Origin of the sequence: Trichocoleus sp. Lan, from assembly GCF_039961855.1 — a bacterium.
GTDB lineage: Bacteria > Cyanobacteriota > Cyanobacteriia > Cyanobacteriales > FACHB-T130 > FACHB-T130.
The window spans coordinates 17,976-41,749 of sequence record NZ_JAMPKA010000035.1; the positions used below are offsets into that span (position 1 = coordinate 17,976).

The following is a 23,774-nucleotide window of genomic DNA, read 5'->3' on the forward strand; positions in this document are numbered from 1 at the left end:
GCAGCGGAGAAAAAATGGTCGCTAAGGACAACTGTCCCATTTTCGAGGCTTGGGCTGATAGCAATAGGCAAGCTATATCAACGTAAAATCAAGGATTTTCAAGATTGACTGTCCCATTTACAGGCAAGATTGGGACAGTTCAAACCATCAAGCGTCCAATCAAAATAATCCCCAGGAGCTTTAGCCTGTGAGCATCTCAGCCTTAGCGACCAAAATTTCTCCATTGCTATACAAAGGCGATGTTGCACTAGCACAGAAAATTCAACCCAGACCATCAGGACTGGGGGAGGATGAGACGAGCAGGCGATCGCTAGACTCGATACTTGTAGTTGGTAAAACTTGCTTTCGCCTCTTCGTAGGCTTTATTGAGTGCAGTTATCCGAGCAAGAGCGATGGGACTGTTGTTGACATCCGTATGCCAAACCTTAGCCGCGGCCCGGTACGCGCTTTTGACTTCTTCTGGAGTGGCGTTGGGCGATACCTGTAAAACGTCCCACCATGCCCCGACAAACGGTGGAGCCAAGATGGATTCAATCAGCATCCAGTCGCAGCCGTAGCAGAGTCGGTAAATTCCTTCTAAAGTATCCTGTCCCAAGTCGGCAAGAACTGTTTGATGCCAATTTCTAAAGGCGTCACGACAACGTTGCTTCACCTTGGGGTCGTAGCCAGCAAGCGCGCCTTTGCTCAGAAATGTATTAAAGCCGAGATAGATTTCCCCTCCATTTGGCTTGGGATCGTAGAAGGGATCTTTCCCTTCTGCCAAACACTCAAGCACTCGCCGCGTATCAGAGGAAGGTTCTGGCAGTTTGAGAAGCTGAGTCAGTTCTTTGGCAATTTCTCGTGATTCTGGGTTCTGCCGCCACTGCCAGTAATTCACGTTAGGTTTGCCCAGTTGTTCGGTGTAGTTTTTATGCCAATATTCCCGCCGATTCACCGGCGGGTGAACCCCCACCTCTAAAGCTTTTAAAATTCCCCATTGCTTTTGTCTAAAAGCATCGACAATCTTCTCCTTCAACCCAGAGCCAAAATAATTAGATGTCAACGCCCATTGCACAGCTTCTAGGGGTGTGGCAGCAGTCGTAGGTTGATCTAGATAGATTAAGCGGTATTCGCATAACTTCTTAACGGCTTTCTCATTGTCGTCTGGGAATGCCAGCGTCCAACTATTGTCAACTTGCCGCAGACATTCATTCACTCGATCTGCTAAGTCATTAAAGCGTTTTAAGTTTTCGCACCAGCATTTTTCCCAGTGTTGTGTGCCATCTTGGTTCCACCAGTCGGCATTAGTAATGCTGCACTCGGTCACCAAAATGGGTTCGTTCCCGCCAAAATCCAGCAGCTCAGGAATTAAAGAAGCCCGAATCTGCCAATACTGGGAATGACTTGTTACAGGTTGATTCGGCTGTCTGTCTTGATGAAATTTTTCGATGAGTTCAATGACTTTCGGCTTCACTGGGTCTGGCACCCGCATCACGGAGGTGGTGTAATCCTCTTTTCTCGTCCTGCCGCCAGTGGGTTTACTCATTGTGGGTGAAAGCTTATTTGTGTATAAATTATACCCGTTACAGGTTTCTTGGTGAAAAAGAATCCGCTCTCCTTCGTAAGCGCCCCAGACTGGGTAGAAAACCTCGTAAATCAAAAGCTTTATACCCGTTACAGGTTTCTTGGTGAAAAAGAATCTGATTGACTTCTCTGGGAAAGTGTTGAGAGGGTTGGGTGTACACTTCCAAAAACTCCATTCATCTGAGTAGACCCCCCGCAACCTGCATTGAAGGCAGGTCAAATGAGATGGTTACGTAAAACACTAATTACTGCTCTGCAACCACTTTGGGTTTTCGCTTGGGCTTTGGGGCGGAGGTAGTTATACGGGGAGGGTAGGCAGCATCGTTATGGGAAACACGCGCCTCATCGCGCTGACGAGCTTTTGAAGCCGCCAGCCTTGTCTTGGCAACCTCAAGCTTATCCTTCTTACCCGCTTTGAGGTAGTTAGGAGCATCAGAGCTAGGGATTGCTAAAAGGGAAACAAATTCAAAAGTATTTCGTTCACTATTGAACCGAGCCTTGAGCTGGACAAAGAACGCTTTACCCTGAGCTTCTTTCTCCAGCTTGGGGTTGAAACGGAATGGAGGCACAAGGGCATCTCGCCAGAGGACCGGAATGTGAGAAGCCTTCATGAAATTCACTTTTTTGTCCAACTGTGCCGATTTAATGAACTCAAGGCGTTGCTGATTGAAGTTCTTAAACACGGAAATGCATGGGATTCGACAAACGGGAATGAACTGCCATAAACCGCAGATTCTGAACTCCAAATCTTGCAGTTCATGGGAAACACCCGCCTGGGAAGCTTCGGGCTTCACAAAAGCAACCAGTTGGAACCCGACAGAGTAAGGCTGTTGACCGCCAGGATAGTGAGTGATTTTGGGATAGACAATTAACTTCTGCTCTCGTATTCCAGTGGTCTCAATCTCTTTTTTGAGGGCCACATCAGCCCGCTTGTGGGAACCCGAATAATAGAGTGGATAGGTTTTTCCCCCGACACTCACAAAAGTTTTTTCCGCATCGAAAGTGACATCACCTATGAGAATGCCCACAGCCTGGAAGAAAGCTGGCGGCTCATCATCAGAAGAGGCTATAGAATCGCTTGGTTCCGGAGCTGGCTCCGACGTTGGGGGAGAGTCGAAAGTTACAGGAATTGATGAGGTGTCAAGGGAAGGCTCTGTTGGTTCAACAGTCTGAGGCTCCACTGGCACAGGGGTTGATGCGGCATCATCAACAGGATTTTCAATCTTATCCGCAGATTGTTGTACATCCGCTGGCTCTACTTTTTGAGAAGATGGCTGAACCGCCAGAATATTTAATTCATCGGTAGGGGCTGTCTTCTTCTTCTGTGGACGTTTTTTGGTCATATTCACTCAGATGAAACTCGCAGCTGTCGTAGAGAGGGTAACTCAGTACCCCGGAACGGATGAATCGAACTCATACTCGGCTTCAAACGATTGGTGTAGAGCGTGCCACCGTTGAAATCGACTGGCTCCCAGTGCAACGCCACTAACGAGAGAAACTCGTCAACCATGCTGATAGGCAAGCAAAATTAGGGTAGCATCCCGATAGCCATGTCGCCCAATCCCTCGTGTTGCTTTCCGCTCGCCTCAACTTTCTGCGGTAGCAGATGCTCACGAGCGCGCTTGTGACAATTGGGAGTCTTGAGTGATGGGGACGGTTTAACCCAGCAGCACTAATAGTGCGAACCTATCCTCAAGAGGAGCTAGCCGAATGGCTAAGCTTCAGCGTACCTATATTTTCAATATTGGGAGGGGGAAACTGAACCTTTCACTAGAGACTATGGAAAAGTTAGTCAAAGCGGTGGACATAACTGTTTCTGCTCTGTTTGCGAATTACGACATTGAAGCAGATGAATGACACACAGACTCTAGACTTGTGCTTTAGCTGACGAAGGCGCTCTTTATTTGATTGGGCTATAAAAGAACTAGAGAACACGAGTCAAGTCTCTTAAAGGCTCCAGAAATTCAGTATTTAGAGAATTAACCAACCAATACAGGAGTAATTGCAGCGTGGCAGAGGAAAATAGCATCGGGCTGGCGGAACTGATTGAGCAGGTGAAGCAGGAACTACTCACTCCCTCCAGTAAAGGTGAGACGGACATCCCCCTGTTGAGCGTGGATGAGGTGGAACTCGAACTCCAAGTAACGGTAAAGAAGGAAGCCAAGGGAGGAATAAAAATCTACGTCCTAGAGCTAGGTGGGGGAGGCAGCCGGGATGATGTACAGAAAGTGAAGGTTAAACTTTCCCCGATTGTTAACAAAGAAACTCTTTTGGGTCTGTACAAAAAACGTCATCCGGAACGCTTGAACGAACTGGTGGATGACCATATTGAAGGAATTTTTAAAGGCGGTAGCGGCGAGAACTTAAACGAGCAGTTCTAAACACCGTAAGCCAGCAGATTAATGGAACTATTTGAGTTATACCTTTCACCGATTGATGCGACTCTGTTCAAGGTCATCATCACTCAATCGCCAGCGGGTGAGGGGGAAACGGAGTCATCGCTGCCCTTCTGTGACGGTTCTCAAGATTGGCGAATCACTCTCATCAAAACGTTGGAAAGTCCCAGCTTCCGTTCGGAGAGCTTTCTGGGAGAGGGTGAGCAGGAATGGATGGTTACGGCTGAGATTTTGGCGGCTGACCGGACAACCTTCCATCCTAATTTTCAAGCCAAAATTGGTAAAGCACTTTATCACGCCCTGTTTCCTCCCGGTTCTAGAGTCGAGAGAGCGTTACATTCCTCACTGCGTCAAGCGGAAGAAAAAAACACCCAACTGCTCGTGCAGTTAAAGTTAGAAGCGGATGCCGTACAGCGCTCCCGCCTATCCGATTACCCTTGGGAACTGCTGCATGATGGGCAGCGATTTTTACTCCATCACCAGCTCGGTTTTTCGCGATACATTGCTCACGATACTGCGCCGCCTTCCTTACCGCCAGTCGAACAGGTGAATGTGCTGTTGGTGTCATCGGCAGCGTTTGACTCACAACTGGGACTCAAACGACTCTCTCAACAGGAACAACAAGCCATTCGGAAAGGACTGGAGAAGGCAAGCGATGCCGGACATATTTGTCTAAGGGAATTGGAGTATTCCACCTTCAATGAACTGAGAACTTATCTCACCGAAAACCGAGACAAGGAAGCGCCTCACGTTCTGCATTTTGATGGACATGGTTTGTTTGGCAAGCGCTGTCAGCAGTGCGGTGCTATGTATAAGGGAATCAAGCTCGAACGCTGTAAAAAAGAAGCTTGTCTTGCTCCATTGCCTGAGCCTCAAGGATATCTGGTGTTTGAGGATGAGGAGGGTGAAGCGGATTATATCAGTGCCCAAGAATTGGGAACGCTGCTACATCAGACCCGTTTGAGCGACGGTACTCATCAAACGGGTGGGGTGGCTTTGGTGGTGCTGAGTGCCTGTCAATCGGGGATGGCAGTTGCTGGAGAATCAGTATTTAATGGCACGGCGCAAAACTTAATTGGTCATCGAGTCCCGGCAGTGGTGGCGATGCAATACTCGGTCAGTGTCGAGGCAGCGACTCAGTTCGCCGAACAATTTTATCGGTCTTTGGGGCAGAAAGATTCTCTGAGTGTCGCTGTCAACCAGGGACGAGAGGCGATGGGGGCTGACGGCAACCAGTGGTATCGTCCAGTCCTCTACCTGCGCTGGCGAGATAATCAGGGCGGTCAACTGTTTGCTACCCCTACCGTTGCTGGTATTCGTCCAGAAGAGATTCCCTCGAATCTACCGCGCAGTGGTGTGATTCAATTCGTTGGGCGGGATGAAGCCTTCAAAACGCTACACGAACAGTTGCAGCAGAAGGAACGAGTTGCTATTTGTGCCATTGCTGGAATGGGGGGCGTTGGCAAAACGGAATTAGCGCTGCAATATGCCCTGTCTCATCAGCAGCAGGGGACTTACCCAGGAGGATTGTGCTGGTTGCAGGCGGCAGAAGCAGATATAGGAACTCAAATTATCAGCTTTGCCAGGGTTCAGTTAGATTTGCAGATACCAGATGGGTTGGATTTACTAGAACAAGTGGCTTACTGCTGGCGGCATTGGCGAGGGGGTGAGGTGCTGCTGGTATTGGATGATGTCAGGAGTTATGAAAAAATCAAGCCCTATTTGCCCCCAGCCGAACCCCGGTTCAAAGTACTGATTACAACCCGACGACAAGGGTTAGGGGAATCCTTTGAACTGCTACGCTTGGAGGTGCTTTCGCAAGATGCGGCGATAAAGCTTTTGGTGTCATTTGTAGGCGAGGAGCGCATCCATAGGGAACTCGACCAAGCTAAACAACTGTGTGAGGAGTTGGGATATTTACCCTTGGGGTTGGAGCTGGTGGGGCGATATTTGAAGCGTAAGCCAGATTTATCCATTGCTCAAATGCGTCAGCGATTGGGATTAGAGCATCGTTCGCTGCAACAACGCTCTGAGGATATGACAGCACAGTTGGGAGTGGCTGCTGCCTTTGAATTGAGTTGGCAAGAACTCGATAAGTTAGCTCAGCAATTAGCGTGTCTGCTGAGTTTGTTTGCGCTTGCGCCCATTCCTTGGTTGTTGGTGGAGCAAAGTTTGCCCGAACAAGATTCGGAAGTGTTAGAGGATGCTAGAGATGAAGAACTGTTGAATCTGAGTCTACTGGAGCGTCGCGCTCAGGGGAGTTATCAGCTGCATCAGCTGATTCGAGAATTCTTGAGGAGTAAGCTGGAACAATTAGCTGAGACAGACGAACTCAAACGAAGGTTCTGTAAGGCGATGGCAGCAGCCGCGCAGCAAATTCCCGATACCCCGACGCAACAGGATATCATCACCGCCGCATCCGCTATCCCCCACCTTGCCGAAACCGCAGAATACCAGACGAACTGGTTAAGTGATCAAGACTTTGTTTGGCCGTTTTGTGGCTTAGGGTGGTTTTACGAAGGTCAAGGAGCCTACAGCCAGGCAGAACCTTGGTACGAGCAATGTTTGATAACAGCGAGAGGACGCTTGAGCGAAGAACACCCTAATGTCGCCTTAAGCCTGAACAAACTAGCAGGACTCTACTCGTCTCAAGGAAGGTACGCCGAAGCCGAGCCGTTGTATGTGCAAGCTTTAGAGTTGAGAAAACACCTGCTGGGAACTGAGCATCTCCATGTCGCCTTAAGCCTGAACAATCTGGCTTATCTCTACTCGTCTCAAGGAAGGTATACCGAAGCCGAGCCGTTGTATCTGCAAAGTTTAGAACTGTGCAAACGCCGGTTGGGAGAGGAGCATCCCCATGTCGCCTTAAGCCTGAACAATCTGGCTTATCTCTACTCGTCTCAAGGAAGGTACGCCGAAGCCGAGCCGTTGTATCTGCAAGCTTTAGAGTTGAGAAAACACCTGCTGGGAACTGAGCATCCCCATGTTGCCACCAGCCTGAACGATCTAGCTTATCTCTACAATTCTCAAGGAAGGTATGCCGAAGCCGAGCCATTGTATCTGCAAGCTTTAAAGTTGAGAAAACGTCTGCTGGGAGAAGAGCATCCCGATGTCGCCGCCAGCCTGAACAATTTAGGAAAACTCTATTATTCTCAAGGAAGGTACGCCGAAGCCGAGCCGTTGTGTCTGCAAGCTATAGAAATTGCTGAACGACAACTAGGAGTCAATCATCCCAACACATTTATTTTCCGCGAGAATCTGCAATCCTTACGTGATCGCACCATGTCCTGAAAGGTTATTAGTTGAATCTAATCAGTCTTAGCCATTAATGGTTATAGTTTTTCCATAATTGCTCTGCAACTGCTGCTCTGGTTCCTCCCAATCAGGCAGATAGGTGTACAAAAAGCTTTTGAATACCTTTTTGTGATTGGGAACCAAAAGATGCACCAGTTCCTGGACAATTTCAGCACGATCGCCTATTGGAACATCAAAATTCCTTTTAGGCTTGGCAATAGGCGATCGCTACCTCAGCATTCTGCCAGCAGGAACGCTCGAAGCAAAGTGGTACTTCTGATTTCCTGTTCAGGAAAAACTGAACGATTGTAATCTCAAGTTTTCTGGGATGGCAGGAGAATTGAATCCTGTAGGCTAAAAGTAGGGAGGTGCCAAGTGACCAAAATAATTTCAAGTTTTAACCAGGCAGGTGGAGTAGCCAAAACAACCCTAGCTCACAACCTCGGCTTTCATTTAGCCGATAGAGGGAATCGGGTGCTGCTGGTTGACCTTGACCCTCAAGCCTCCCTAACAATGTTTATGGGTTTGGAACCAGCAGAACGAGACAAAACCATTCATAGCGCCTTATCTAAAGATGAACCGTTGCCGATAGAAGAGGGGTTAGAGGGAGGTTTAGACTTAACACCAAGTAATATCCTATTAGCTGACTGCGAGCAGGAACTAATGTTCGCTCTTCAGCGAGAACTCAAACTCAAACAGGTGCTAGCTCCGGTCAGAAAGAAATATGATTTTATCTTGATTGATTGCCCACCTAGTTTGGGGCTGCTAAGCCTAATTGCCCTGGTTGCTTCAACACACGTCTTAGTTCCAATCGAAACCCAGTACAAAGCTTTTAAAGGCACAGACAGCTTGCTCAAGACGATTAGTAAAGTCCAAAAGATGAACAAGTCCTTGAAAATTGCTGGGTTTGTGCCCACTAAGTATTCATCTAGAAACACACTGGATCAGCAAGTCTTAGAAGCAATTAGAGAGCAGTTGTCACCTCTAGCGCCAGTGTTCCCTCCAATACCGACAGCCACTTCCCTTGCCGTTGCCTCAAAACAGGGTTTACCTTTAGGCTTGTGTTCGGGGCGCTCCAAAAATCAGCACATTCTTGAGCTATTCGACAAATTAGCAGAAGCAATGGAACAGTTATGACTCCCCGCCAATCCACGACTAGAACCACTAAGACTCAACGAGCTAAATCCGATAATGACCGGCTCAAGCTTAGAAACACGGAGGCGGTCAAACCGATAGGAGTGTTTAGCCAGCTAGAAGCGCAAGAAGAATTAAATCAAGCCACTGCTAACAAAGTCCCCATTGAGCAAATTTCTCTGCCCTCATCTCAGCCAAGAAAATGGTTTGCTCCAGATAAGATGCAACAGTTGGTGGAATCAATTAAAAAAGATGGCATCTTGCAACCGCTATTAGTACGACCCCTAGAAAGCGAGCGCTATGAATTAGTCGCAGGAGAGCGTCGGTACAGAGCAGCACAGACAATCGGGCTATCTGACGTGCCCGTGCTTGTACGAGAGATGACTGACCTTGAGGCAGGACAGTTTGCCCTCGTTGAGAATCTGCAACGAGAAGACTTAAATCCGGTTGAAGAAACCGAAGGAATCTTACAACTGCTGGCGCTGAAGTTATCATGCACCACAGAAGAAGCAATTGCCTTACTTTACCGGATGCACAAGTGGGCGATGAATGGAGTTAATAACGTTATTAACCAACCAGAATTCTCAGCAGTGCAAGCGGTGTTTGATGAAATAGGTCAGATGACATGGACCTCCTTTGTAACTAATCGTCTGGCTCTGCTCAAGCTTCCCAACGATATTTTATTGGCTCTGCGCCAAGGGCGAATTGAATATACCAAAGCGAAAGCCATCGCTGTACTCAAAGATGAAGTGTTACGGCAGCAGCTATTAGAGACAGCGATTACTTTAGATTTATCCTTGGCTCAAATTAGAGAGCGAGTCAAAGAGCAGAAACAATCCCCCGAACAGGATTTAGCTGAATCAATTGCGGTGCGGATGACAACCGCTTCTAAAATTGCTAAAAAATCTAAAGCGTTGAACGACCCCAAAAAGCGTAAAAAATTAGAGTCCTTATTAGCACAAATAGAGGTACTCCTTTCAATTGAGGGTTGAGAAGTCTAATCCTCGGAAGAGAGCTTGTTTTAGATGATGTGTTTAGCCTAGATTCCGCTAAAAGAAAGCTACCAAATTTCCTGATTCATTAGTAACGACTGATAATTTCAAAAAAACCTGGACTAACTGCTTTTTACCTAGTAGGCGAAACCGACCGCAACCAATTAATCGATTTTCAACTCAATGGCCGGATAGGAAAGTTTACACTCCGCCTAAAAGGAGTCTCTTCGGTGGAGTCAGTGCTAGGAGCGAACGGATTCATTAGAATTTTGGGGTTACTGCCTTCGCCCGACTAAATACTGGTTTGGGTGGAGTTGCTATTTAACAAATGCTCTTTCCTGCCGCCTCCCCTGCATCAATCTTTGGCAATGACACCCGTGATTGCCAATGCGGTTAACGGTTCACCCCCACAGGCGTGGGGACAACGAGCTGGTTGATTTCATGGAATCCACCCGGCCCCGGTTCACCCCCACAGGCGTGGGGACAACGGCAATAATTGCGGCAGTGTCGCCCGCAACTTGCGGTTCACCCCCACAGGCGTGGGGACAACGATGACCTAGAAGCATCCGGGTCGCTGGATGACGGTTCACTCCCACAGGCGTGGGGACAACGAGATATAGCTTTCGATTGAGCGCATCTGTCGTTCGGTTCACCACCACAGGCGTGGGGACAACTTTCTTGGCTAGCCACAAGTCACCTTCACCCATCGGTTCACCCCCACAGGCGTGGGGACAACTAAGGCTGTGCAACAAGCAGAGCATTTCTGCTCTGGTTCACCCCCACAGGCGTGGGGACAACTGACAGCCAATCCAGTATTTTGTCGATCTTGCTCGGTTCACCCCCACAGGCGTGGGGACAACGTTTTCATAGTACGTTTCACGGGCTTGAGCGTACGGTTCACCCCCACAGGCATGGGGACAACGAGTTCTGCTGCCGTGGGTTGACCTTTTGCGAACGGTTCACCCACACAGGCGTGGGGACAACGACCTACCTTTGAGCGGGCATAGGTGTGGTCAATCGGTTCACCCCCACAGGCGCGGGGACAACGACCTACGTGGGTCACTTGGCGATAGGTCGAATACGGTTCACCCCCACAGGTGTGGGGACAATGCGGCACCATCGCGGGCAGTATCATTCAGGCGAACGGTTCACCCCCACAGGCGTGGGGACAACGTAGGTTGCCCCTTGGCGAATTTCCCCCACTCCGGTTCACCCCCATAGGCGTGGGGACAACTGTTTCATCCTCGACTGCCAAACCGACTTGGCACGGTTCACCCCCACAGGCGTGGGGACAACTGCCGGGATTGGTAGCATTGAGTTGGGGCTTTCTCGGTTCACCCCCACAGGCGTGGGGACAACGTCCAGCGTTGAGTTTTTTCATCTACTAATCGACGGTTCACCCCCACAGGCGTGAGGACAACTTGAATGCGGTACTCTACCTGAGTCGCTTCTGACGGTTCACCCCCACAGGCGTGGGGACAACTCGCGCACCCTGGGATTCGCGATCGCCTTCGAGGACGGTTCACCCCCACAGGCGTGGGGACAACTCGGTGGGTGACGGTAGAAAACGTCCCCAAATACGGTTCACCCCCACAGGCGTGGGGACAACGATTTTTGCTGCTCGATCACTTGCGCCGCCCGATCGGTTCACCCCCACAGGCGTGGGGACAACTATTTGGTCTGCGGCGCGTTGCCAGGGGCGACCGCGGGTTCACCCCCACAGGCGTGGGGACAACAGCTGCAAATTTGAATCGGGGCGCTGCGGTTCTCCGGTTCACCCCCACAGGCGTGGGGACAACCCCTAGCCCCGATTGCGCGATCGCTGCCACTGCCGGTTCACCCCCACAGGCGTGGGGACAACTCAAGAGCTTGAAAGAAAACCCAATCACTTGGGACGGTTCACCCCCACAGGCGTGGGGACAACGTTGCTATCGGGGTCAAGAACAATTAATTACCCGATAACCCGGTTCACCCCCACAGGCGTGGGGACAACGCATCGCTAGGGTGATTGCGTCGTACCCTCCTTCAGTTCACCCCCACAGGCGTGGGGACAACTACCCTTACCCAAACAAAAATAGAATAGGTCTAACGGTTCACCCCCACAGGCGTGAGGACAACCTGAAGGAGCGATCGCAGGAACTCCAACAGCTCCCGGTTCACCCCACAGGCGTGGGGACAACTCATGTTGTTCGCAGAGGAGGTAGCCTACCAAGCGGTTCACCCCCACAGGCATGGGGACAACGTAAGTCACCCAGTTGAATCGCCCATCCTTGAACGGTTCACCCCCACAGGCGTGGGGACAACGCCTATTTATTCAATCGTTCAAGGGATTAAATCCGGTTCACCCCCACAGGCGTGGGGACAACGCAAGGCATACGGGTTGTTGTTGATGCGTGCAACGGTTCACCCCCACAGGCGTGGGGACAACGCAAGTGTTAACCCGTCCCAACGAGCGTATGACGGTTCACCCCCACAGGCGTGGGGACAACTTCTCTTGGAGCCAGAGGAAACCCTCTCCGAGCCGGTTCACCCCCACAGGCGTGGGGACAACGAGGATCTGCAAAGATTGCCAAAGTGCTAGCGTCCGGTTCACCCCCACAGGCGTGGGGACAACGGCTCCTAGGTTCGCAGTGCCGATATCGGTATCTTCGGTTCACCCCCACAGGCGTGGGGACAACGCCCACTGACAAAAGCTTCGCTTATAAGCGTGGCGGTTCACCCCCACAGGCGTGGGGACAATTAAGGCTGTGCAACAAGCAGAGCATTTCCGCTCCGGTTCACCCCCACAGGCGTGGGGACAACTTGGGATTGGCTAGGGTCATTCGACCCTATGCACGGTTCACCCCCACAGGCGTGGGGACAACCAGTAGGTACTCGACTTGTGCCGGGTACAAGTCCGGTTCACCCCCACAGGCGTGGGGACAACCCCAGAGTCGAAGCCCAACCACTTCCCGCCTGCGGTTCACCCCCACAGGCGTGGGGACAACGTCACCGTCCTCTATGTCGATCGATTGATGCCACGGTTCACCCCCACAGGCGTGGGGACAACGTGTGTGTTTTCGCGCCGATAGCTGAAACACGTCCGGTTCACCCCCACAGGCGTGGGGACAACGGATTCTCATTCCGACCAATACATCCTGGTGGGTCGGTTCACCCCCACAGGCGTGGGGACAACGCTGAGCCTTGCCACATCACGGGGCTGGGCGTGCGGTTCACCCCCACAGGCGTGGGGACAACACTTCCAAAATAGCCAATTTACTTGACTTTTGTTAGAAGTAACCCGTCTATGTCTTTTAGCGTTCGCGATGGTTTTCCTAGAACTTGCGTATCGAATCCCTGCTCATTATTAATTGGATAAACCAGTGTGGCTGATCCCTGCTTTAGTTTTTCACTAATGAGTTTCCAAAGCTCCTCGCGCACTAAGGCAGAAATGCGCCCAATGAAGACTCCACTTTTTACTTCAAACAGCCATCTACTGACTTCTCCTCTTAAGCTCGGCGAAGCCTTTTCTAAGATCAGTACAATCATAATGGCTCACCTTCAGACCAATTTTTGCTACCTTCCACCCACTCAATTTGGTCATCCCAAAGCAAATTTACGGCTTCAGACTCAACAGTATCCCGGTTGTTAAATCCCATAACTTGGTCAATATCTGTGATCATGCGCCGCATGAGTCGATAGCTGCTGAATTTCTCTCTACATTTTTTGCGGACAGCCCTTCCCCAATCATCGGAAGACTCCGCAACTGCTTCAAATGCAGCAAAAATCGTGGTTTCTGCCTTATTTATAGAGATCGGCAATGTCGTACACGAGCGACAACGGTTTGCCCGTATGAATAAATCCCAAGGCTGGAGAATAGCCAACCGACATAATCGCCGCCTGACAAACCGCATAGAGGCAAGTATTTGCTGTTGACAGGGCTTTGTTAATTGGGCTAGCTTCATCCCAGTCGTCTTGCTTATAGTTTCGTCCTTTCCATTTCACGCCCGTTGCCTTACTCATGCGACTATAAGCAGTGCGAACGCGAACTCCTTCTAAGCCACGAATTTGCTGAAGCGACAGGTGATCGGGCAGTTCCTCCTGAAAGCGAAACTGGTACATCCGTCTGACGATCGCCAGCCGTTGCTGGGGATTTGTCCATAGTTGTGCTTGATGAAACAAGCGTTCTGTATTGCTGGAACTGCCGATGCCGTTAGCATAGAATCGTAAGGCGTTTTCGCCCACCCACTGCACCGTGCAGGCATTCTCTGTCAGTGTTTTGATAGCAGCATGGGTGATGGAACTTCCGGGTCCTAGCAGGAGTGTTGAAATACTGGCACAAGGCACAACATACTTATCTTTCTCCTGAAAAATGGCAATGCCTTTTGCGGACTGTTTAATACGGCAGTGTTCAAAATAAAGGAAGCTGATGCTATCTCGTACCTTGGGAAGAGTACGTAGTGTTGCCATAGGGCGCTCCTCACCTCCTTAGTTTTAATTCAGTCTGGCAATTGATAGTAAACCGCAGCCATAGGAGCGACCGCGACCAATTCCGCAGCGTAGGGCTTGAGTAAATAATTCAGGATTAGAAACCTGCAACGCCCCCTGATAAAGAACGCCAACAATTTTGATCGAAGCAGGAGTCTTCGCCTTACGACCGTAGATATTGGGTACTGGAATCACGTCCACATTTAGCAACTTAAAGCTATGTCGAGATGCCTGTCGCTCCAACCATGCGACCTGCTCTGTTTGATGAGTGATGGCTCTAGTCTTGGCCGTTCCATGCTCCCGCTTGCTGGGATTTGCCTTCAACCGAAATTGAAGCGTCATCCCTGCTTTAATGTGAGTGAGCATCAGCCCTAAAGATTTTGTATCGTGATGCTCCAGATAATCTTGGGGCAGTCGATTCCAATCAGGAATGATATCAGATTGAACTAAGACGATTTGGCTATCGGGTTCCTGTCGGTAAAGAATATTCCACTCGGCACGAGGTTGATTACGTTGCTCATCAGGAAATCCTTGCATAATGCGTTGATGCAGAGCATGAGCATTACCAAGCTCGCGATAGACTTGGGTATTACGAGAATTCAATATCAACTTGGAGAGGTACATTCGGCGTAAACCTCCATAGGATAAAATTCGGTTTTGACACAGCGACTGCCAAACTGCCGATGCAGCCAATCCATTGGCACGTCCCGGCGCACATCCAAGCTGTTCGGCACCTCCAACACGTAGCGCAATCGCTGATCTACTTTGCCCTTCCCTTCATAGGGATACTGTTGTAGTGCCCGGAGTAAGGGTTCTTCATGGAGACCAATCCGTATAGGACGACTAGGAATAAAACTCTTGCGACCAAAGTAAAGTTGCCATTTTGGTTGTTGTAATGCCTGATCGAGTTGCACTAGGAAGGAGCGACTGTTGCCCTCTAAGCCCACCACATAATCAGCATCGGCAATGTAATAGCGTTGACTCACAACCGTATCGCCCTTTCCACCGCTGGATTTGATACTGTCCATAACAGTGTGATAGTCACATTGCACTATCCCTTCCTTATCTACCCGCACACCCATTTTTAGAGCAGCGAGGTCGTTCACTGATTCCCACCGAGGGCGACCTAGTGCGGCGCAGAGCAATCCGATGATGGCAGATTTAGTAGGTTCAGCGCGGGTATCGCGAATCGTGAAGCGGCTGTGATCTCCCCAGCTCATCATGGGAGCGCGAATCCGTAATAACAGGGTAGGCATGGCTAAGCAGCTCCTGCAATGGGTTTGACGTTGAAGGCAGTTGCGATCGCCTGAGAAATTAAGTCATCCGTCGAGGCGACCTGATCGCTTTTCAAGGCATTGAAGTGTTCAGCCAAACGGGAGCGGGTTACGATGCCGATGTAGTTCACGTCGCTGTTGCCATACATCTTGATCATGTCTGCCCAGTGCTGATCCAGTTCTTTCACTGCCTTCTCTAGCAAACTCATGCCGCCAGAGGGACGCACTGGATTTTCAAACGCATCGACAAGAGATACTGGCTGCCCTTGACGAACAACCATCAGTACCAGAGCAGGCAAGCTATGAGCTGCAAAGCTGTTCTGATAACCACTGGGGATAGCTTTTACAAACGCTAGGGAAAATGCCTTAGCGATCGCTGATGCATTTTCCCTAGTTCCTAAGTTGGTTACTAGTTGCTCAGTATCGAGATTAGCAAAGCGATAGTAGGTCGAACTGTTATAGCCTGTTTCACCCATGTGGTCTGCCCCTTGATCGTCACTGGCACTGAGGTCATCTACAGCTGTGAAAAAATCAAATTCCTGTTGCAGGGCGTTCACACTGATTGCATGAGCAACCTGTACTGAAGCATCCACATTTACAGTAGGCAGAGCTGCCATCATCCGACCAAAGAGAGCAACATCGCCAGGTTTACCACTTTCAGCTAGGGCTTTTTCAATCACCTTTGGAATGTTGGGGTCTTTAGTGGGCAGACTGGGTTTGTCACCTGTTAATCCTGGTTCAATGGCATTCCAGTTTTTGCTGAGGATGGCGGCGATCGCTTCAATCTCTGTTCTACCCAAAAACAGGATGGTTTTCGACTCTACCTTGTCGCCTTCAATTTCTGCACCGAGGACTGCTAGAGATAACTTGGCAGCAATCTCGGCTTGAGGTTCAGCAATACCTTGTCCGATCAGCAAGCTTTTTAGCTCAGGCATCCAGGCACGCGAACGTTCAGCAAACTGTTCGGGTTTTAAACCAGAGTGTTTCTGATAGTACTGCCGCACTGCCCGCTTCTGGCACTGGCTAGAAATTCTGGCACGAGGACGACCGCCAAATACACAGGATTTGGGCATCCCATTTTCATCTCGATTCAGGTTAGCAGGTGGAAAACTTTGTAGAATGTGGAATTCAATTTGCATGGTTGTTACTCTCTTTTAATCAAGATTGTTGAACATCTGAAACACCCCAAAAGGCGCGTGCCCATCGGTCTTGGATATACTGATCTGGGTGTTCCCACTGACACAAATCGGCAATCAGGCGCGGATAATCAATCCGAATCTTTTTGCTTTTCATCAGCCGCACCAATGCAGCTAATGGGATCTGAATGTCTTCTAGGGAGGTGTCTAGCAGCGTCCGAAAACGACGTTCTGCACCATCTGAGCTACTGGTACTTGCTAACCTTTTGCAGCTATGCCCAAAGTTGTGCTGTTCTTCGGCGGGGTGAATGTCCTGTGGGGGTGGGTAATACACAGAAAGACACGCTACGAAAATCCAGAGGTCTTGCTGTCGCTCGTGGATACCTGTCAAGTGCCGTAGTACTAACGGATAAATATTCTGAGGTTGCCTTCGCTCACTAGACAAAGCACGTTTCAGCACAGCTTTCGCACCGTTATCGTTTTTGGTTTGCTGATGAATTGCTTTCAAAAAAGTAGTTTCACGCTCTAATGGCGGAGATTTTGCGGATGTTGTCATCAATATTCCTCAGTACAGAATTTAGGCTGCTTTTCCAGATTTCTCGCCCCAGAGCTTGCGAAGCAGGCTGTTGAGCGAGCGTAATGCCAATGCTCGTGCTTGGTAGTTGCGGATGGATGCGATCGATTCTTTGAACGCTTCTTGCGCCACAGATTGAACGGTGTTTGTCCAATCAGGCAATTTGTTTAAGCCATAGCGAGTGATGCCATCTGCTCCAGTGGTTGCGTCTTGGGGTAGTTCATCTAAGAATCGATAAAATTCCCGATCTAACTTTGCCCAATAACGAGAAGCCCCATCGAGTGCAGCAGCAAGCGAAAGAGCGTGTTTGCTGATAGCATCACCTCCAGTGGTTGGTGGGTTTAACCCTTGAGCTAATGCGTAATAGGGACTGCCTCGAAACGACCGGAAGGCTTGTTGGTGGTCTTCAGCGATTTTGATGCCGATTGATAAAACGTTCCACAAATCGCGCTCGGTTAAATATTGCACTGGTGCAGAAAACTGCTCTACACTCCAGCCCAATGGTTTCGCTTTATCGGCACACAGACCAAATATTTGCAAATGAATTGTGTTCTCTACCAGTTCCTCGTAACGAAGTTTTTCCCACCAATCGATGATGCGAGGACGATTGGATTTATCCGCAGACTGCAAAAAGCTGTGAGCATCTCGCCAGAGTTGCCGTTCCATTGAAAGGCGGACTGGCTTATCTTCTCGAAAGGCAATGCCACATTCCCACTGGCTTGTAGATACACCATCTGGCAGAGAGTGCCCCATCGTGATAGCAATCTGACTGACTTGTGCGCCTTGAGCAAACAGACGCAGTCTGCGCCAAGGGTAGGTCAGATAATTGATATAACCGTTGGGAATCGCTTTTTTAGGCTGTCCAGTGTAACCTGTTTCCCAAGTCGGCAGATCCTCACCAGAAACTACACTGGGAATTTCTGCTGTAGGGTTATACTGCATCAAGTTAAAAAGCAGCATCTCTTTAAGGGGTGAGCCACACACAATTATGTTGGCAGCGTTGATCGTGGGCGTATTGGCAGCAGAGCGGTTGCCTTTACTTTGCGGTGGATAAAATGCCCTAAGACTAGTTGGATCGACGGATTGTAGGCGTATAAGCAACCGGGACGCTTGTGACAGGGAGATACTATACCCAGTCCACTGATGCTCGTGACAGAACACTGTTGAAGTGTTATCTGCTTGCATTAAGGAAAGGTTGTAAATGGGTATGCTTGACTGTTCAGGAAGCGCGATATCCTGCATAAAAGGCTGTGTAGGATGCAACAGGTCAAAGCACTCTGCTTTCTCTTTGAGGTAGGCGATCGCCTGTTGACCGTTGTCCTCCGAAATCTCTTCCCAGTGGTCAACAGTTCGCGGACCCTGATAAGCTCGGTGCAAAATCGCCAGCAAAAAACGATAGAGCGCCAGTGTTGTGGGAGGGTTTTCTGCCTGTAGTTCGCGCAACTGTTGCCACCGTTCAAACATCTCAATCAAGGAAACTTCCTGGTATTGCCAGTCCTGCGTCACCACAGGAATCCATTGCTGTTCTGTTAAATTGAAAGTCATCTATTACTTCCCCCAACAACGGTAATGTCATCGTTTTTTGGTGTCTGCTGCTTACTTTAAGCGCTCAATCACTACCCCCAATTGCTCGTCCAATCGCAATAGCCATTCGCCCACTTGAGTCATACCTTCGGCATTGAGAACAACATAACGACAATGCCGCAACAGTGCAGATTTCCAGGTTATTGGGGGAGGCTGGACAGCGAGTTTTTCTACTAATCCTTGTGTTGCAATTCGGGTACTGTGCGCCAACAGCTCTCGAATCTGTTCTAAATCTGGCTCATCCTCTAAATCGACGCGCTGCTGGTTCCGGGGAAGTATTAGCCCTGATTCAGTTTTTTGCAGAAAGACTACTGTGATAGAAGGTCTTCCTAACCGGGTCAATGTGGTGATCGCCTTATCATCGTCTTGTTCACCCTGACGAGTGAACTGCTCGGGGTCAATCTCTTCAATCGGAGGAGGAATTTTGACCTTGTTCGCTTTCGTTTCCTTCAACTCTCGTTCTTCGCGCTTGTGTATCTCTAGGGATTCCTGCCAATCTTCAACATGAACGGCTTCCAAGGCTGTGGGAATAACAGCGTCTAAGTCATATACAGCCTCAATTAAGCGATCTGTTTCCTCTGGTAGTCCAACTGTGGTTTGGTGGCGTAGCCGTAACCAAGTGCGGAGTAAGACGTGGCGATCGTAGATAATGCCTGCTTCGCTAAACTGAGCCTTGCCCTTCTCGTTCAAGGTTGGCTCCACAAGCCATAAGGTTGGCTGTTTCAGCAAGCTTGGACGTTGGCGATCGTGTCGATGTAATCGTCCTGACCGTTGCAGGAGCAAATCAATTGGGGCAAGGTCGCTAATCATCAGGTCAAAATCAACATCCAGACTTTGTTCAATTACCTGGGTAGCGACCAAGATGAAACGATGGGGACGTGAGCTTGCCTGCCCCAACTCTTCCTTTCCAAACTTCTGTAAACAATCAGCCTCAATCTGCTCTCGGTCAATGAAAAGGAAACGTCCATGAAACAGCCCCAATTCTTCAGCAGGGAAATGTGCTTGCAATCGTTGGAAGACTTTTTGAGCGCGACCAACGGTTGAGCAAATCACGGCAACACAACCGCCATCTTTTAGAAGCCGTTGTAGTGATGCCATCCACTCGCTATCAGCAACCCATTGAATTTGAAGCGATCGTTGGACATGGCTTGAAGGGTTAAAAGTTTGCACTGTAACCTTGCCCTGAGTCATTGCTGTAATGCGAGGATAAGCAGATGTAGGAAACTCAGGCTCAGGGTCGCCACACCCCCTAGCATAAGCATTTACCAAAGCTTTTCTGGTTCCCGCGGGTAGCGTTGCCGATAGAGCTATCACAGGTGAACCTAGAACGGCTGCCCATTCCAAAAATCGTTCTAAGAGTGTGCTGGTATAGATGTCATAAGCGTGAATCTCATCTATAATCACAACGCGCCCTGCCAGACCAAATAAGCGAACGAACTGATGGCGCGATCGCACCACACCCATCAATCCCTGATCTAGTGTTCCCACTCCATAGGGGCTGAGTAACGTGCGTTTACGAGCCGTGTGCCACTCGCTTGCGACGACTCGCTTTTCTTCGTCATAAACTTGGTTCAAGCGACAAACGGATTTCAAGTAATCTGTTTTGAGCGCGGCGGCGGAATGACTCAGCGTTAAATTGACTGTCTCTTGCGGGTATCGTTGCTTGAGGAACTCCTCTACCCGTTTCCACATGGCGTTGCTGGTCGCCTGAGTGGGCAACCCTATATAGAAACCTCCTGCGCTAGCTTGGTGTTGCAGTGTATCTGCCAGATAGAGCGCTACCTCTGTCTTACCCTCCCCCATCGAAGCTTCTACTAGCACTAGACAAGGTGGTTCCAGTTGAGGGGCTATGGCGATTGCTTTTTGCTGAAGTGGTCTTAGTTCTGTAATTGAGGGGAATAGCTCATTAAAGGTTAGGGGTTGTCCTGTCGAGAGTTGAGTCCACCCCATTTTAGTTAGAGCAGCTTTCGCCTTTGTGGAAAGCTCTTCGGCATAGTCTTCAAAGGGCTTGTCATCGGCATAGGGAAAGCATTCAGCATTTGAAGCAATCCAGTCCGATACCGTCGTCAGACCAGCCAGTAGCATGGCGGCTGCATTGCTGCACTCAATAGGTAAATCATCAGCCGTTAGTCCAACAAAGCTTTGCAGTTGCTCAAAAATAGTTTTACTGAATTGTCGCCAAGAGCTACGCTCCTCAGTACCAGAAATAACTCGATCGAGATTTTTGATCTCAGCAGCGGATGGAAAAAAGCCGTGATGCCCACCGACGATCGCTGATAATTTCCTTGCCAAACGTTTGGCTAAACGTTCCGATAACTTGCTACCAATGCCTGCTTCTAAAAGAAAGTCCGGCAGTGTTGCTGCTGTGACGATGCCATGAGGTGCCCTTCTATCCGTGAGTTCACGCGGTAAGGATGACCAGAGGTCGTATAAGCTCTCTCCTGCTAGTATCTTCCCAACTTCAGGAACTTGGAACTGAAAAGCTGGACTGACCTTGCCAAGGTCATGGCAACCCGCAAGAAATCCACAACATCGAATTAATGCTTCTTCCTTTAACCCAAGCCCCATCTCTAACCTAGCAATTGCACTTCGGCTGAGATAATGGCGCACAATCTCCATCGCCACTGCTGCGGTGTCTGCCAAGTGACAAATCACTGGATGATATTTAGGTGAGCCATCTTCTTGAAATTCACCTTGCCCTGTTTTTGCCCAAAATTTCTCGTTCATGTAAATCTTGATTAGGCTTCAGAAGTTTTTTCGGTAATGTGATACTGGTTAAACATCCCTGCGACCTCCTGGTGAAGCGATTTCACAAGTTGGGGAGGGGCTAATACCCTCGCTGCCTTGCCGTAACCTAAAACCCAGCGCTTGACATCATTCATGCCAGACACAGTTAAGTTCAGGGTTATGGAACCATCTGGATGTTCCTCAATGGTTTGGCTGTTATGCCAGAGGCGCTCACGGATATAGTTAGCCACTGACGTGTCAAACCAAATAGCAACTTGTTGAGGTTCCCCACCTACTTCAAACTGAAAGATTTTGGTAAAGTACTGCTTCGGGTCAAAATCCGGATTTACGTCAAACGTTTCATCCAAAATCTTCAGAGCTTGAATACGGTCGATGCGGAACCAACGAATGTCTTGTCGTAACCAGCAGTAGCTAATCAAGTAGGGGTTGCCACGACACAAGTAGATAAGATAGGGGTCGCATTGTCGCTCACTCACTTCATTACGATCGGGTACAAAGTACTGCATCCAAATACGATGACGGGTTCGGCACGATTCTTCTACTTGTTGCCAAATCTGTACATCCAGTTGAACATTAGCTCCAGATTTAAAAGCGATTCGCTCATCAACCAATGATTGCAAATCTACCCAAGTTTGTTCAGGTAGGCGTTGACTCAACTGCCCAATTGCAGATTGCAAGATAGATTGATAGGCTGTCCCGATATGGGCTTCCAGCATCCTGGCTCCTAGAGTTAAAGCAAATAGTTCACCTTGGGTTAATGGAATCGTTGGCAAACGCCAATCTGGATCGGTGTAATGAAATCCACGCTTTCGGTCAAAGGCAATTGGGGCATTGAAGCGATCGCGCAAGAATGCGAGTTCATTTCTGACAGTACGTTCTTTAACCTCCAACTCAGCCATTAAATATGCTGTCGTTGGACGAGCTGATGTTCGCAGTAGATCATCAAGTTTCAGCAAGCGTTCCAGCCGCCTAGTCATTGGATACCTCTGTAAAGAAGTAGTTTTATGCTACAGAGAGTACCCGGCAAAAACGTTGCCGCCTCAGAATTTAATAGGGAATTTGTGAATAATTGGTTGTTTTTACAATCAAAACTGGCGTTCGCCTTCCAAAATGTCTGCTTGGCTTAGTCTTAACAATGGAAAAATTTTGGTCGTTAGTGAGGAATCAGAAGGAACTGTCCCATTTTGATATCTGACCGCTCACTGCCTAGAGGTCTGTAATGCCGAAAAATCGTTGTTCGGGATGGCGACTGTCCCATTTACGCCTTTGTATAGCAATGGAGAAATTTTGGTCGCTAAGGCTGCGAAGCTTGCGCTATAAAGCTTTTGACGATTATCTCGATTAAATACTTAACGGTACCAACTGTCCCATTTTGGACTGTAAACGGGACAGTTAATGCGGCAAAAGTTTGATTTTACGTTGGTATAGCCCGACTGATTTAGCGGAACCAAACATTGAAAATGGGACAGTTGCTCTTAGCGACCATTTTTTCTCGATTACTATACAAAAGCGTATACGGCATACCAACTCCCCAGCGTCTTGATGCGGGTCTACTCCCTTATTGTGCAATCTCGATCGTGAACTGGCACACTACTTGACCATTCATGCAGGAGGTCTAATATCTTGAGGCAACAGGTGTGTCGCTTAGTCCGCAAAACCTTATCTTTCTCAAAATCCGTCGAGAATCATATTGGTGCTATTTGGTATTTTATTCATCACTACAATGCATCATTAATTACTTAGCACTACCCTTATTTGCAACTGGATTTCCTCGCAAATCAAGTCCAGCGATATTGGTAAGCCCCTTTAGAGGGGTAGTGTCCGTAATTTGATTGTTATTGAGGTAGAGATAGGTAAGTTTGGTCAATTTTGATAAAGGACTAATATCTACAATTTGATTGTTTTCGGCATAGATTACGGTCAGGTTAGTGAGGTTTGATAGGGGGGTGATATCTTTAATTTGATTATCTTCGATGTAGATTTCAGCCAAGTTGCTCAAGTTTTGAAGGGGGCTGATGTCTGCAATTTGATTGCTGCTAATATTGAGTCCGGTAAGATTAGTTAGTTGCTTAATGGGACTAATATCCTTAATTTGATTGCTACCAAGGATAAGGACAGTGAGCTTATTCAATTGGTTAACGGAGCTAATATCTGCGATTTGATTGTTATTAAGATAGAGTTCTTTGAGGTTTCTTAATTTAGATAAGGGCTTGATATTCTTTATTTTATTAAAGTTGAGGTCGAGGTAGGTGAGATTTGTTAGACTTGATAGAGGGCTAAGCTCTGCGATCCGACGCCTGCTGAGGAAGAGCGCAGTGCGCTTGGAAAGAACTGCTGACGCGCGATCGCATTCAGCCGTACCTGCCACTTTCAATAACGCTGTTACAGTTTGTTTAGCATCAATAGAAAGACTAGCTTGATTTTTGCACCAGTCAGCAAAGTTGTGGAAATTTTCGGTTTGCTTGGACGGTGCCGCAAAAGCAGGCACCGTATTGATTCCAAGAGTCAGTGCTAGTGCTGCCAACGTTGTCACCCCCTGCATTGAGAGCGATCGCACTCGTTGCGAGGTTTGAGCATTTTTATCTAGAAGCTTGCGGAGTACCATTTCTTTG

20 protein-coding genes, 1 pseudogene and 1 CRISPR repeat array are annotated in these 23,774 nt (G+C 48.8%); of the genes and pseudogenes, 6 read left to right on the forward strand and 15 right to left on the reverse strand.

The window, feature by feature from the left end; genetic code table 11:
* Window positions 1-310 precede the first annotated feature (310 nt).
* The 3 genes from NDA03_RS23905 to NDA03_RS23915 all read right to left on the reverse strand — a co-directional run bounded on the left by NDA03_RS23905 (window position 311) and on the right by NDA03_RS23915 (window position 3,073).
* The gene (locus NDA03_RS23905) at window positions 311-1,525 is read right to left on the reverse strand and encodes a J domain-containing protein (protein ID WP_348239348.1); all 1,215 of its coding nucleotides are present in this window, start codon (window positions 1,523-1,525) and stop codon (window positions 311-313) included.
* A 283-nt stretch (window positions 1,526-1,808) separates the two neighbouring features.
* Complete coding sequence (locus tag NDA03_RS23910) at window positions 1,809-2,906, reverse strand: hypothetical protein (RefSeq protein ID WP_348239349.1); 1,098 nt, start codon at window positions 2,904-2,906, stop codon at window positions 1,809-1,811.
* A 2-nt stretch (window positions 2,907-2,908) separates the two neighbouring features.
* Entirely contained in the window at window positions 2,909-3,073 is a 165-nt protein-coding gene (locus tag NDA03_RS23915) for a hypothetical protein (protein WP_348239350.1), read from the reverse strand.
* A gap of 200 nt (window positions 3,074-3,273) precedes the next feature.
* On the opposite strand from NDA03_RS23915, the gene NDA03_RS23920 reads away from it, so the two are divergent.
* The 3 genes from NDA03_RS23920 to NDA03_RS23930 all read left to right on the forward strand — a co-directional run bounded on the left by NDA03_RS23920 (window position 3,274) and on the right by NDA03_RS23930 (window position 7,250).
* On the forward strand, window positions 3,274-3,420 hold the full coding sequence (locus NDA03_RS23920; RefSeq protein WP_348239351.1) for a hypothetical protein: 147 nt from the start codon (window positions 3,274-3,276) through the stop codon (window positions 3,418-3,420).
* A 152-nt stretch (window positions 3,421-3,572) separates the two neighbouring features.
* On the forward strand, window positions 3,573-3,944 hold the full coding sequence (locus NDA03_RS23925) for a trypco2 family protein (protein WP_348239352.1): 372 nt from the start codon (window positions 3,573-3,575) through the stop codon (window positions 3,942-3,944).
* 21 nt (window positions 3,945-3,965) lie between these two features.
* On the forward strand, window positions 3,966-7,250 hold the full coding sequence (locus NDA03_RS23930; RefSeq protein ID WP_348239353.1) for a tetratricopeptide repeat protein: 3,285 nt from the start codon (window positions 3,966-3,968) through the stop codon (window positions 7,248-7,250).
* Window positions 7,251-7,277: 27 nt separating this feature from the next.
* On the opposite strand, the gene NDA03_RS23935 is transcribed toward NDA03_RS23930, so the two are convergent.
* Window positions 7,278-7,406: a hypothetical protein gene (locus NDA03_RS23935; RefSeq protein WP_348239354.1), complete on the reverse strand. Its 129-nt coding sequence runs from the start codon at window positions 7,404-7,406 to the stop codon at window positions 7,278-7,280.
* Window positions 7,407-7,628: 222 nt separating this feature from the next.
* Here NDA03_RS23935 and NDA03_RS23940 point away from each other — a divergent pair, with 222 nt between their 5' ends.
* On the forward strand, window positions 7,629-8,390 hold the full coding sequence (locus NDA03_RS23940; RefSeq protein ID WP_348239355.1) for a ParA family protein: 762 nt from the start codon (window positions 7,629-7,631) through the stop codon (window positions 8,388-8,390).
* A complete protein-coding gene (locus NDA03_RS23945) occupies window positions 8,387-9,379 on the forward strand; it encodes a ParB/RepB/Spo0J family partition protein (protein ID WP_348239356.1) in 993 nt (330 codons plus the stop codon). Before NDA03_RS23940 ends, NDA03_RS23945 begins: the two co-directional genes overlap by 4 nt.
* 397 nt (window positions 9,380-9,776) lie before the next feature.
* Window positions 9,777-12,616: a CRISPR direct-repeat array (repeat unit 29 nt; unit sequence CGGTTCACCCCCACAGGCGTGGGGACAAC).
* Between the two features lie 18 nt (window positions 12,617-12,634).
* Here the strand turns inward: NDA03_RS23945 and cas2e are convergent.
* The 10 genes from cas2e to NDA03_RS23995 are packed head-to-tail and all read right to left on the reverse strand — an operon-like array spanning window position 12,635 to window position 22,139.
* Window positions 12,635-12,907 carry a type I-E CRISPR-associated endoribonuclease Cas2e gene (cas2e, locus tag NDA03_RS23950; RefSeq protein ID WP_348239357.1) on the reverse strand — a complete coding sequence of 91 codons (273 nt, stop codon included), beginning with the start codon at window positions 12,905-12,907 and terminating at the stop codon, window positions 12,635-12,637.
* Window positions 12,904-13,179, reverse strand: coding sequence for a hypothetical protein (locus NDA03_RS23955; protein ID WP_348239377.1), 276 nt, complete (start codon window positions 13,177-13,179; stop codon window positions 12,904-12,906). The genes cas2e and NDA03_RS23955 overlap by 4 nt, the downstream gene beginning before the upstream one ends.
* The gene (gene cas1e / locus NDA03_RS23960; RefSeq protein ID WP_348239358.1) at window positions 13,160-13,828 is read right to left on the reverse strand and encodes a type I-E CRISPR-associated endonuclease Cas1e; all 669 of its coding nucleotides are present in this window, start codon (window positions 13,826-13,828) and stop codon (window positions 13,160-13,162) included. Before cas1e ends, NDA03_RS23955 begins: the two co-directional genes overlap by 20 nt.
* A gap of 24 nt (window positions 13,829-13,852) precedes the next feature.
* A complete protein-coding gene (gene cas6e / locus NDA03_RS23965; protein ID WP_348239359.1) occupies window positions 13,853-14,470 on the reverse strand; it encodes a type I-E CRISPR-associated protein Cas6/Cse3/CasE in 618 nt (205 codons plus the stop codon).
* Window positions 14,452-15,102 (reverse strand): type I-E CRISPR-associated protein Cas5/CasD, encoded by a 651-nt coding sequence (gene cas5e, locus NDA03_RS23970; RefSeq protein ID WP_348239360.1) that lies wholly within the window; start codon window positions 15,100-15,102, stop codon window positions 14,452-14,454. The genes cas6e and cas5e overlap by 19 nt, the downstream gene beginning before the upstream one ends.
* A gap of 2 nt (window positions 15,103-15,104) precedes the next feature.
* The gene (gene cas7e, locus NDA03_RS23975) at window positions 15,105-16,259 is read right to left on the reverse strand and encodes a type I-E CRISPR-associated protein Cas7/Cse4/CasC (protein WP_348239361.1); all 1,155 of its coding nucleotides are present in this window, start codon (window positions 16,257-16,259) and stop codon (window positions 15,105-15,107) included.
* 19 nt (window positions 16,260-16,278) lie between these two features.
* A complete protein-coding gene (gene casB / locus NDA03_RS23980) occupies window positions 16,279-16,812 on the reverse strand; it encodes a type I-E CRISPR-associated protein Cse2/CasB (RefSeq protein ID WP_348239362.1) in 534 nt (177 codons plus the stop codon).
* A gap of 21 nt (window positions 16,813-16,833) precedes the next feature.
* Window positions 16,834-18,375, reverse strand: coding sequence for a type I-E CRISPR-associated protein Cse1/CasA (gene casA, locus NDA03_RS23985; protein ID WP_348239363.1), 1,542 nt, complete (start codon window positions 18,373-18,375; stop codon window positions 16,834-16,836).
* A 51-nt stretch (window positions 18,376-18,426) separates the two neighbouring features.
* Entirely contained in the window at window positions 18,427-21,141 is a 2,715-nt protein-coding gene (gene cas3 / locus NDA03_RS23990) for a CRISPR-associated helicase Cas3' (protein ID WP_348239364.1), read from the reverse strand.
* A gap of 11 nt (window positions 21,142-21,152) precedes the next feature.
* Window positions 21,153-22,139, reverse strand: coding sequence for a WYL domain-containing protein (locus tag NDA03_RS23995; protein WP_348239365.1), 987 nt, complete (start codon window positions 22,137-22,139; stop codon window positions 21,153-21,155).
* A gap of 631 nt (window positions 22,140-22,770) precedes the next feature.
* Between NDA03_RS23995 and NDA03_RS24000 the strand changes: the two are divergent.
* Window positions 22,771-22,905, forward strand: a pseudogene (locus tag NDA03_RS24000) (IS1 family transposase); the annotation flags it as partial.
* Here NDA03_RS24000 and NDA03_RS24005 read toward each other — a convergent pair.
* Entirely contained in the window at window positions 22,898-23,767 is an 870-nt protein-coding gene (locus tag NDA03_RS24005) for a leucine-rich repeat domain-containing protein (protein ID WP_348239366.1), read from the reverse strand. The pseudogene NDA03_RS24000 and the gene NDA03_RS24005 overlap by 8 nt on opposite strands.
* Between the last annotated feature and the right edge of the window lie 7 nt (window positions 23,768-23,774).